The 10,423-nt window shown below is 55.5% G+C and carries 10 protein-coding genes; 8 read left to right on the top strand and 2 right to left on the bottom strand.

All coding sequences use genetic code 11. From position 1 onward, the window contains the following. Window positions 1-94: 94 nt before the first annotated feature. Both WBC85_RS13530 and WBC85_RS13535 read right to left on the bottom strand, forming a co-directional pair. Window positions 95-535 carry an acyl-CoA thioesterase gene (locus WBC85_RS13530; protein ID WP_424438165.1) on the bottom strand — a complete coding sequence of 147 codons (441 nt, stop codon included), beginning with the start codon at window positions 533-535 and terminating at the stop codon, window positions 95-97. Further along, window positions 532-1,683, bottom strand: a complete 1,152-nt coding sequence (locus tag WBC85_RS13535; protein ID WP_424438168.1) for an iron-containing alcohol dehydrogenase — start codon at window positions 1,681-1,683, stop codon at window positions 532-534. Before WBC85_RS13535 ends, WBC85_RS13530 begins: the two co-directional genes overlap by 4 nt. Before the next feature lie 387 nt (window positions 1,684-2,070). Here WBC85_RS13535 and WBC85_RS13540 point away from each other — a divergent pair, with 387 nt between their 5' ends. The 8 genes from WBC85_RS13540 (at window position 2,071) to WBC85_RS13575 (ending at window position 10,395) form a co-directional block, all read left to right on the top strand. Further along, window positions 2,071-3,102, top strand: coding sequence for an NADP-dependent oxidoreductase (locus WBC85_RS13540; protein WP_424438171.1), 1,032 nt, complete (start codon window positions 2,071-2,073; stop codon window positions 3,100-3,102). Window positions 3,103-3,478: 376 nt separating this feature from the next. Beyond that, the gene (locus WBC85_RS13545) at window positions 3,479-5,062 is read left to right on the top strand and encodes a class I adenylate-forming enzyme family protein (protein WP_424438174.1); all 1,584 of its coding nucleotides are present in this window, start codon (window positions 3,479-3,481) and stop codon (window positions 5,060-5,062) included. Then, window positions 5,059-6,351 (top strand): 3-hydroxyacyl-CoA dehydrogenase NAD-binding domain-containing protein, encoded by a 1,293-nt coding sequence (locus tag WBC85_RS13550; RefSeq protein WP_424438177.1) that lies wholly within the window; start codon window positions 5,059-5,061, stop codon window positions 6,349-6,351. Before WBC85_RS13545 ends, WBC85_RS13550 begins: the two co-directional genes overlap by 4 nt. Beyond that, window positions 6,348-7,127: an enoyl-CoA hydratase-related protein gene (locus tag WBC85_RS13555; RefSeq protein WP_424438180.1), complete on the top strand. Its 780-nt coding sequence runs from the start codon at window positions 6,348-6,350 to the stop codon at window positions 7,125-7,127. The genes WBC85_RS13550 and WBC85_RS13555 overlap by 4 nt, the downstream gene beginning before the upstream one ends. Window positions 7,128-7,150: 23 nt before the next feature. Next, window positions 7,151-8,467 (top strand): acyl-CoA dehydrogenase family protein, encoded by a 1,317-nt coding sequence (locus WBC85_RS13560; protein WP_424438183.1) that lies wholly within the window; start codon window positions 7,151-7,153, stop codon window positions 8,465-8,467. Beyond that, the gene (locus WBC85_RS13565; protein ID WP_424438186.1) at window positions 8,464-9,234 is read left to right on the top strand and encodes an SDR family NAD(P)-dependent oxidoreductase; all 771 of its coding nucleotides are present in this window, start codon (window positions 8,464-8,466) and stop codon (window positions 9,232-9,234) included. The genes WBC85_RS13560 and WBC85_RS13565 overlap by 4 nt, the downstream gene beginning before the upstream one ends. A 3-nt stretch (window positions 9,235-9,237) precedes the next feature. Continuing rightward, window positions 9,238-10,011 carry an SDR family oxidoreductase gene (locus WBC85_RS13570; RefSeq protein WP_424438189.1) on the top strand — a complete coding sequence of 258 codons (774 nt, stop codon included), beginning with the start codon at window positions 9,238-9,240 and terminating at the stop codon, window positions 10,009-10,011. A gap of 12 nt (window positions 10,012-10,023) precedes the next feature. Continuing rightward, window positions 10,024-10,395, top strand: a complete 372-nt coding sequence (locus WBC85_RS13575; RefSeq protein ID WP_424438192.1) for a VOC family protein — start codon at window positions 10,024-10,026, stop codon at window positions 10,393-10,395. The last annotated feature ends 28 nt before the right edge of the window (window positions 10,396-10,423 follow it).

Below are 10,423 nucleotides of genomic sequence, written 5' to 3' on the forward strand. Positions count from 1 at the left end.
CCTGAATTGCACAGGGGTGACATTATCGCTTTGCGGCTACATGCCTTAACCCTCATAATGATGATTATGTTGTATTTATAGGGACTCTGGGTATTTATGCCTTTGCTTTCAGTCTTTCCAAGACTGATCTCACATTTTGTTCAATGGGCGTTGGGCGGCGGGACTTTTTGTTTACGTTGACATGCACGAAAAAGCCTTCGGCACTTGCATCCGTAGCGTCATTTCTGAACAGGCCGATTTCATAACGCACTGAAGATGTACCAAGCGACACAACGCGAATACCGGCAGTCACAATATCAGGAAACGAAATTTCCCCGTAGTATTTGCATCCGGTTTCTACCACGAGAAAGACCGTCTCACCCGCCCGAAAATCAAGGGCACCTTGGTCGATCAAATGGCCATTCACCGCTGTATCGAACAATTGATAATGGACCACGTTGTTCATGTGACCATAGACATCATTGTCGTTCCAACGCGTCGTGATCTGTGTAAAGGCGTTATAGTCCAGACGTTGGCCGGGTACTGGACGGCTCACAGGGCTGCACCGTAAATATCTAATGCATCCGCTTGGGTAACGGCGCGCGGATTGTTCACGAGCAGTCGGGTCTGATTCATAGCATCGCGCGCCAAAAGCGGCAGATCTTCATTGGTAATTCCAACTGCGCGCAACCCGGATGGCAAACCGCATCGTTCAGAAAGTGCAGCAAGCGCATCGGCAAATCCGGACGCGGCTTTCTGAGTGCTCAGACCTGCGAGTTCAGGAAACGCGATTGGCGCAAGCGCTGCATATGGCTCGGGGGATGTTGCAATGTTGAATCGTAGCACGTGTGGCAAGACCAAGGCATTCGAAAGCCCGTGTGGTACTTTGAAGTGCCCGCCAATCGGATAAGCCAGCGCATGAACAGCAGCAACGGGCGAATTGGCAAAGGCCTGCCCAGCTAGAAGCGACCCCAAGAGCATGTCTCCACGTGCATCCATATCATGGGGAGCGCGCACAGCCCGTTCAAGCGCAGCCCCCATCAAACGCAATGCCTCGCAAGCCAGAGCACGGCTAATAGGGTTATTATTTGGACTGGCAGAGGCATAGGCTTCAATCGCGTGAACCATCGCATCAACGCCCGTTGCAGCGGTTACATGGGCGGGCAGATCCCTGGTCAGCTCTGGATCAAGCAAGGCAAGGTCGGGAATAATAAGCGGGCTCACGACACCCATCTTCTCGCTCGCGCCTGTTGTGACGATGGAAATCGGCGTGACTTCGCTACCAGTACCAGCAGTCGTAGGCACCGCAATCAAAGGGAGCCTTGGACCTTTCACATTTCCAACACCGTAAATGTCCTTGAGCGTTTCGTTCCCTGCCCCAAGCAAAGCAGCAAGTTTTGCGACATCTATGGACGAACCACCGCCTAGGCCGATGACCCCGTCCATCCCACGGGCAGCCTCTGTTGCAGCCAGGATGACCGCTTCGGGTGGATCAGCTTGGACATCGGAGAATACGATCACCGAAACGCTGGCTTGTTCAAGCGCATTTATAGCCCGATCAACGATGCCCGTGGCGATCATGCCGGGGTCCGTTACCAACAACACGCGTTCGCCACAGATTGCTTTGGTCAGGCTGCCCAATTCGTCAATCAAGCCGGCGCCCATTCGAATGCTGGGCGTCGTATTGAATGTAAAAGATGACATGTCGTTTCCTTTCTGGTGCGCTGTGGCCAAGTGACTTGCACATGGGCCTTTGAGCTAACTTGCCATCAAGTCGGGTTGAACAGCAACGTCTAAACCCCGCTCGCCCCCCAGCGTGATCGACCTGTTTGAGACCGGCCGCGCGAAACAGTCAGCCCTTGGATCGTTTGTGATGTTATCAATATGCCCGCTAAAGGCGTTCAGCGTCTGGCTTTTTCACATGTTGAACAAAACCGATGGCATATCCGTTGGCTGCGTTATGAGAACGTGGCGTCGTAATTGGTAATCCCCCAAGTTTGGACGTGGCGTGACTTCTTTCAATTCAAATCGAATTGCACCAAGGTCGCTACGCGCTCATCAAGAGTGCATAGAGATCAAAGGACAATCATCGTGACGCAATCCGATACAGTGAACCGCAAGTTTGTTTTAGCAGAACGCCCAAAGGGTGAACCCAACGATAAAACACTTCGTCTGGAAACAAGTGACCTGCCAAGCGCTGGCGCAGGTCAGATGTTGCTGCGTAACGAATACCTTTCTCTTGATCCCTACATGCGTGGCCGGATGAGCGATGCGCCCTCCTATGCCGCGCCTGTTGAAATTGGCGGCACCATGGTTGGCGGTACTGTTGCGCAGGTTGTCAGTTCTGACGTGAAGGGTTTTGAGGCTGGCGATTGGGTCGTCGCATTTGGCGGCTGGCAGGATTATACCGTGTCCGATGGCACGGGCGTCATCAACATGGGCAAAGAGCCGCAAAACCCCTCTTGGGCGCTGGGTGTTCTGGGCATGCCGGGCCTTACCGCTTGGGCCGGCCTCACGCAAATCGGGCAACCTAAAAAGGGTGAAACGCTTGTCGTTGCGGGCGCGAGCGGCCCAGTGGGTGCGACGGTTGGTCAAATCGCCAAGATCCTTGGTCTGCGCGTTGTCGGCATCGCAGGCGGCGCTGAAAAATGCGCGCATGTTAAAGACGTGCTCGGGTTTGATGAGTGCATTGATTACAAAGCCGACGGATTCCCCAAGGCACTGAAAGCGGCGGTTCCCGCAGGCATCGACGTCTATTTCGAGAACGTCGGCGGCGAAGTGTTTGATGCGGTTCTACCATTGCTGAATCCATCCGCGCGCATTCCCGTGTGCGGGGTTATCTCGCAGTATAACGCGACATCCCTGCCAGATGGACCTGACCGGATGAGCATGCTGATGGGTACGATCCTGCGCAAGCGCATGACCATGCGTGGCTTTATCGTATTTGACGATTTCGGCTATCTCTATCCCGAGTTTGCCAAGCAAATGGGGGCTTGGGTCGCCTCTGGCCAGATCAAGTACCGCGAAGAGATGATCGAAGGGCTGGAGCAAGCGCCAGCCGCATTCATCGGCTTGCTGCGCGGTGAAGGGTTTGGCAAACGCGTAATCAAGCTAAGCGCATAAGCCAAGACACGGGTCAGGCCTGAGTCGGCCTGTTCAACTGAAAGATAAGGGGTGATCCGTAGGGATTGCCCCTTTTTCGTGATTCAACGTCTCGTCCAAAGCGCTTTTTCGCGGAATGACGTTCCGTTGTGCGGGATTGGCAGGCGTAGATTTACTGCCTAGTCTATCTTCAAGAATGTCGCCCGTGATCCGCAAGGATAAAGGGCGTCGCGTTGCCTTGGGAGGGGATAATGCAAATTAATCTACAACTGCAGTGACCGCGATGACACCGGAAGACGCGGTTCGCCATGTCGTTGAAACCAACCCCACATTTGCAGTTCATCAAGCTGTCGTGCGGGGAGTTACGTTTAAAGCTTTCAAGAATATACCTCCCACTGTGCCGGCTCTTTTGGCGGCGGGCTGGGCGCAGCATGGCGAAGGAAAGCTGGATTTTCTGGCTTATGAAGACGAGACATATACTTACGCTGACTTCACAGCGTCAGTGTATCGGTTAGCTCATGCAATGCGCGATGAACTGGGCCTTGGTAAAGGGGATCGCATTGCCATTGCGATGCGCAACTACCCCGAACTTTTGAAACTGGTTCTGGCGATTTCGTCCATCGGTGCGACCGTTGTATTTGTGAATGCGTGGTGGACTGGCGAAGAGCTGGATTATGCATTGCGCGACAGCGAGGCAAAGGTGGTTTTCGCTGATGGCACCCGTATGGAGCGCCTGTTGCCGTTTCGCGAAACACTGGGATTGACGTTGATCGGAGTGCGCGACGGCGAAGGTATGAGCGCGCATGATTTCTCTAACCTGCGTGATGGTGCCGCGTCAGAGCTTGCACCCGAAGTAGCGATCGACACCGACGATGATTTTGCGATCATGTATTCGTCGGGCACAACAGGCCACCCCAAGGGCGTCGTTCAAACCCATCGCGGCGCAGTGAATGCGGTCTTTAGCTGGCTCATGCAATCGGTTGTCGCGCCACTTGTCGAGCCACCAGAGCCAAACGCGCCCGAGGCACTGCGGCCCTCTGCACTGGTGGTCACGCCGCTTTTTCACGTCACCGCAACGCACCCGCTTTTTCTACTTAGCCTACCAGCGGGCGCCAAAATAACGTTGATGCATAAATGGGATGCGGAAAAAGCCGTTCGTTTGATCCGGGACAATAACATCACGCGCTTTCTGGGCGTTCCTACCCAATCCGCTGAACTGATGTTGGCTGCACGGAAAATGGGCGAAACGCTGCCCTCGCTCGACTACCTTGGTGCAGGCGGTGCAAAGCGCCCAGCAGCACAGGTAGCACAGCTTGCTGAAACCTTTCCCAATGCGGGTGTCGCAACGGGCTGGGGCATGACCGAAACGAATGCTTTGGGCATCGGCATGATTGGCGAAGATTACAAAGCGCGCCCCGAAAGTGCAGGCAAACTGCATCCCCCTGTACAGGAATTGAAAATTCTGAACGATGCGGGCGATGAAGTGCCGTTGGGCGCGCTGGGTGAAATAACCGTGAAAAGCCCGGCCAACATGCGCTGTTATCTGAACAAGCCAGAGGCCACAGCAGAAACCTTGCAAGACGGCTGGCTGCGCACCGGTGATCTGGGCGTGCTCGATGCGGACGGTTTTATAACCATCCTTGATCGCAAGAAGAACATCATCATTCGCGGCGGCGAAAACATCGCTTGCCTTGATGTGGAGGGCGCATTGCACCGTCATCCCGATGTTCTGGAAGCTGGCGCATTTTCTGTCCCTGACGAAAGACTTGGCGAAGTGGTCGGCGCGGCAGTTCAGCTGAAAGCAGGCGCGACGCTCTCGCGCGATGACATGGCAACCTTTCTGGAGGGCCATCTCGCCAAATTCAAAATTCCCGCGCATTTGTGGATTCAGCATGATCCGCTGATCCGCGGCGCAACTGATAAAATCGACCGCCGCGCAATCCGCACGGTCTGTTTGGACAATCAAGAGGCACAAGTATGAACTCTCCAACTGAAAAAGAAATCGGCGACTACTTAGCAGCCTCTGGCGCTGCTGCATGGCAGGTTCCGGGCCTGCCCGAAAATACGCCGCACCGCCCAATTAAAACTGTCGGCATTATCGGCGCTGGCACCATGGGTGGCGGCATCGCAATGAACTTTGCCACCGCGGGGATCAACGTTCGTATTGTCGAAACCACACAAGAGGCGCTGGATCGCGGTCTTAAGGTCGTGCGCGGCAACTATCAGCGTTCCTCTGACAAGGGCCGTTTCCCGCAGGACGAAGTCGAGGCCCGCATGGGCCGTTTTGACGGGCGTCTCGCTTTGGCCGACCTTGCCGAGTGCGATCTGGTGATTGAAGCCGTGTTCGAAAACATGGAGCTCAAGCGCAAGATATTCACCGAACTCGATGCTGTTATGAAACCCGGCGCGGTCCTTGCCACCAACACCTCTGCGCTGGACATCAACGAAATAGCATCGATGACAAAACGCCCCGAGGATGTGATCGGGCTGCACTTCTTTTCCCCCGCCAATGTGATGAAGCTTTTGGAAATCGTGCGCGCGAAACATACAGCGGATGATGTGGTCGCAACCTGCATGGCGCTGGCGAAAGACATCAACAAGATTGCAACGCTCGTTGGCGTTTGCCCGGGCTTCGTTGGCAACCGCATTCTGTTTGCGCGTCAAATCCAGGCGAACAAGCTAGTCTATCAGGGCGTTATGCCTTGGGATGTTGATGCGGCGCTGAACGCTTTCGGCTTCAAGATGGGCCCGTTCCAGATGAGCGATCTAGCGGGCCTTGATATCGGCTGGTCCAAAGGCGCGGTAACGGACAATCCCATCCGTGATGCGCTTTGTGAATTGGATCGACGCGGGCAAAAAACCAAGGCGGGTTTCTACGATTATGACGATGCGCGCCGCCCGATCCCATCAGATGTCACCGCTGGTATCATCCGCGATATCACAGGAGCCGAACCGTCTACGATGGGTCAGGACGAAATCATAGAAAACTGCATCTTCCCGATGATTAATGAAGCGGTGAAAATCCTTGAAGAAAACAAGGCGCAGCGCCCGTCCGACATCGATGTGGTCTGGCTCAACGGCTATGGCTGGCCTGCTGACAAGGGCGGCCCGATGTTCTTTGGTGATATGGTTGGGGCAGAAAGCGTACTGAAACGTATGGAAAAACTGGGTGCAGATGATCCATCGTTCGCCCCTGCCGAAACGCTGCGCGCGCTGGCAGCATCAGGCGGCAAGTTTACCGAGATTGATACCGGAGGATTGAAGGTATGAGCTACGAATTCATCAAGACCGAAGTGAAGGGCAATATCCTTCTGGTCACTATGAACCGCCCCGAAGTTTACAACGCCGTGCATGTGGACATGCATAACGAAATGGCGGATTGCTGGGATAAATTCGCCGCGGATCAAGACCTTTGGGTCGCTGTTCTGACAGGCGCGGGCGACAAAGCCTTTTCCGCTGGCAACGATTTGAAAGCTACCGCGACAGGCGGCAGCAAGGCCAAAGCGCCAGATTCCGGTTTCGCAGGACTATCCAACCGCTTTGATCTGGAAAAGCCGATCATCGCCGCCGTGAACGGATTTGCGATGGGCGGCGGCTTTGAAACCGCGCTATCCTGTGACATCATTCTTGCGTCCGAGAATGCTAAATTTGCGCTGCCTGAAGTCAAAGTCGGCTTCTTTGCTGCCGCTTCTGGCGTGCAGCGTCTGTCACGATACATCGGACGCCTCGCCGCGCAGGAAATGATGTACACTGGCCGCACGATCATGGCGGATGAAGCCCTTGAAATGGGCTGCGTCAACGAAGTTCACCCGCATGATGAATTGATGGCGAAAGCGATGGAAAAGGCCGAGCAACTCTGCACCGTCTCCCCGTCTGCTGTCAAAGCGACCAAGCGTGTGCTGAACGATATGGCCAAGCGCGACGGAATGGCAGGCAGCATTGCCTATTCACGCGAAGTGATCGTTGATCTGGCCAAAACCGAAGATTTCAAAGAAGGCGTGCAAGCCTTCGTCGAGAAACGCGCACCCAAGTGGGTGAACAAGTAAATCTGCCAACAGGAGGCACTTCTATGTCTGATTCAAAAGATCCAACCACCCTTAACAACCTCGAAATGTCCGATAAGGCAAAGCCGCTTTTGAACGCGGTAATCAAACACATTCGCGAAAACGTCGATCCAATGACCGAGGAGTTCCACGCACTGGCAAAAGGGCTGGAGAACCGTTGGTCCTACCACCCGCGCCAGATGGAATTGATGAACGAAGCCAAGCAAAAAGCGCGCGACGCGGGGCTTTGGAACTTCTTCCTGCCCAATGCGGAAACAGGTGAAGGCCTGTCCAATCTCGACTATGCCTACATCGCAGCAGAGTTAGGCAAGAACCCTCTCGCTTCCGAAACGCTGAACTGTTCTGCGCCCGACACGGGCAACATGGAAGTGCTGGAACGTATCGGCACACCAGAGCAGAAAGAGAAGTGGCTTAAACCTTTGCTCGCGGGCGAAATCCGTTCCGCCTTTGCCATGACAGAACCTGATCGTGCTTCATCGGACGCCAAGAACATTGGCATGACGGCCGTCCTTGAGAACGGCGAATGGGTGATGAACGGCGAGAAATACTATATCTCTGGCGCGGGCGATCCACGCTGTAAAATCATGATTGTCATGGTGAAAACATCGCCCGACGCAGAACCCTTCCGCCAGCAATCACAGATCCTTGTCCCTATTGATACGCCCGGCGTCGAAATTCTCGGGCCTATGCATGTGTTCGGTCATGATGACGCGCCGCATGGGCATATGCATATCAGGTTCACCAATGTGCGCGTCCCGGAAGAAAACATTCTCTGGGGCGAAGGGCGCGGCTTTGAGATTTCCCAAGTCCGTCTTGGACCGGGCCGCATTCACCACTGCATGCGTTCGATCGGTCAGGCCGAAAAGGCGCTTGATCTGATGATCCATCGTGGTTTGAACCGCGTCGCCTTTGGCAAAAAGATCGTTGATCTCGGTAAGAACATGGAGACGATTTCGCGCGCGAAAATCGAAATTGAATCCATGCGCCTGCTGGTTCTGAAAGCCGCCAAAGCCATGGACGTTCTTGGCAACAAAGAGGCGCGCATCTGGGTGTCGATGATTAAGGCAAAAGTGCCAGAGCAGGTTTGCGATATCATCGATCAGGCGATGCAAGTGCATGGCGCTACGGGCATTTCCCAGTGGTCGCCGCTTTCTGGCATGTACGCCCAGCAGCGCACGCTGCGCTATGCAGACGGCCCTGACGAGGTGCATCACCACGTCATCGCGCGCCACGAAGTGCAGACCTACAAAGACAGCAACTCGCGTCAGGACGCGATCAAGGGTGATACCGAAGCGCGCGGTTCATTCGGGTTCATGGGATGAGCCTGTTTGATCTGACTGGAAAGGTCGCGCTCTTGACGGGCGCGTCCAAAGGCATGGGTTTTGAGATGGCCAAAGCCCTTGCCGAGCACGGCGCTACCGTGGTGATCTCTGCCCGCACCCAAGAGGAGCTGGACGCAGCCGCCGCCGCAATTAACGAGGCCGTCGGCGCAGAGCGTGCCCATGGCGTGGCCTGCAACATCGTTCACAAGCAGCAGCTTCAAGCGCTCGTTGATAAGACGCATGAGATCGCTGGCCCGATTGATATCGTCGTCGGCAACGCGGGCGTGAACCCCTACTTCGGCCCTATCGCAGGCATTTCGGACGAACAGTACGAGCGTACGATGAATGCCAACGTGCAGTCCAATCTCTGGCTCGCAACTATGGTCGCGCCGGATATGGCGGCCAAAGGCACGGGTTCGATGATGTTCACCTCCTCGATTGGCGCGTTCAAAGCATCCGATATGCTCGGCACTTACGGCATGTCAAAGCTCGCGCTCATTGGCCTTGTGCGCAATCTCGCGGCAGAGTTCGGCCCGCAAGGCATCCGCTTCAACGCGATATGCCCCGGGCTAATCAAAACCGACTTTGCGCGTGAATTGTGGGACAAACCGGGTGTCGAAGAAAAGTACTCGAAATCTATTCCATTGCGCCGCTTGGGCGAGCCTGACGATTTTGCAGGCCTTGCCGTCTTCCTTGGTTCGGACGCCAGCAAATACATGACCGGACAGGCGCTTACCGTCTGTGGCGGCTCTAGCATGTGGGCATAGATCATGGAGCTGAAAGGTAAAATCTGCGTCGTTACAGGCGCGGCCAGCGGCATCGGCAAAGCGCTTTGCGAGGCCTTTGCCAAGGAAGGCGCTAAACATGTTGTCTGCGTTGATATGAACGGGGACGGCGCGGCGGCGACAGCTAAGGACGTAGGCGGCACCGCCTTCACGGTTAATGTCTCTGACGAGGCGCAGATCGTGGCGATGATCGACGCGGTCGAGGCTGACATCGGGCCTATTGATCTGTTTTTCTCCAACGCGGGCATCGCTGTTGGCGGCGGCATGGAAACGCCCAATGCAGATTGGCAACGCACATGGGATATCAACGTGATGGCGCATGTCTGGGCGAGCCGAAAACTCGCTCCGATCATGGCCGCGCGCGGGGGTGGCTACTTGCTCAACACGGCCTCTGCCGCGGGTCTGCTCAATCAGGTCGGCTCTGCCTCTTACGGCGTGACCAAACACGCCGCTGTCGGCCTCGCGGAATGGCTCGCGATGACGCATGGGGACGAAGGTATCAAGGTCTCGGTCCTGTGCCCCCAAGCCGTGCGCACCGAAATGACGCGCGGCCATGAAGACCACGTTGCCGCGATCAACGGCATGATGGAGCCGGACGTCTGCGCGCAGGCCTGCGTTGATGTCATCCGCGCAGAGACGTTCCTTATCACGCCGCATGTGGAAGTGATCGATTACATGAAGAACAAGACCGACAATTATGACCGCTGGATCGGCGGCATGCGCAAGTTAAACCGCCTCTACGGCGATCAGAAATTATAGGAAGGGCCTGACATGATCGGCTACACAACCATCGGCGTTTCCGACATGGAACGCGCTAAAACCTTCTATACCGAACTTTTTGCAGACAAAGGTGCAAAGGTTGTTATCGACACCGGCCGCATCGCCTTTATCGGCACCAAACGCGGCGAGCCGATGCTGGCCGTGTGCGAGCCCTATGACAAACAGGCCCCCACCCCCGGCAACGGCGTAATGCTCGCGTTTCCTGCGTCGGACAAAGCCGAGGCCGAAGCGCTCTATCACAAAGCGATTTCGCTGGGAGCCACGGATGACGGCGCACCCGGCCAACGCATCCCAGATCGCTTTTACGGCGGCTACGTGCGTGATCTGGACGGGAACAAGATTTGTTTCTTTGTGTTTGGGTAAAGTTGGTGAGTTACATAACAGCGCTTAT

Origin of the sequence: Planktotalea sp., from assembly GCF_049680325.1 — a bacterium.
GTDB lineage: Bacteria > Pseudomonadota > Alphaproteobacteria > Rhodobacterales > Rhodobacteraceae > Planktotalea.

What these genes read in the sequence shown, in the direction of transcription:
- WBC85_RS13535 (WP_424438168.1), bottom strand. Translation starts at nt 1,683, where the DNA reads ATGTCATCTTTTACATTCAATACGACGCCCAGCATTCGAATGGGCGCC.
- WBC85_RS13550 (WP_424438177.1), top strand. Translation starts at nt 5,059, where the DNA reads ATGAACTCTCCAACTGAAAAAGAAATCGGCGACTACTTAGCAGCCTCT.
- WBC85_RS13555 (WP_424438180.1), top strand. Translation starts at nt 6,348, where the DNA reads ATGAGCTACGAATTCATCAAGACCGAAGTGAAGGGCAATATCCTTCTG.
- WBC85_RS13560 (WP_424438183.1), top strand. Translation starts at nt 7,151, where the DNA reads ATGTCTGATTCAAAAGATCCAACCACCCTTAACAACCTCGAAATGTCC.
- WBC85_RS13565 (WP_424438186.1), top strand. Translation starts at nt 8,464, where the DNA reads ATGAGCCTGTTTGATCTGACTGGAAAGGTCGCGCTCTTGACGGGCGCG.
- WBC85_RS13570 (WP_424438189.1), top strand. Translation starts at nt 9,238, where the DNA reads ATGGAGCTGAAAGGTAAAATCTGCGTCGTTACAGGCGCGGCCAGCGGC.
- WBC85_RS13575 (WP_424438192.1), top strand. Translation starts at nt 10,024, where the DNA reads ATGATCGGCTACACAACCATCGGCGTTTCCGACATGGAACGCGCTAAA.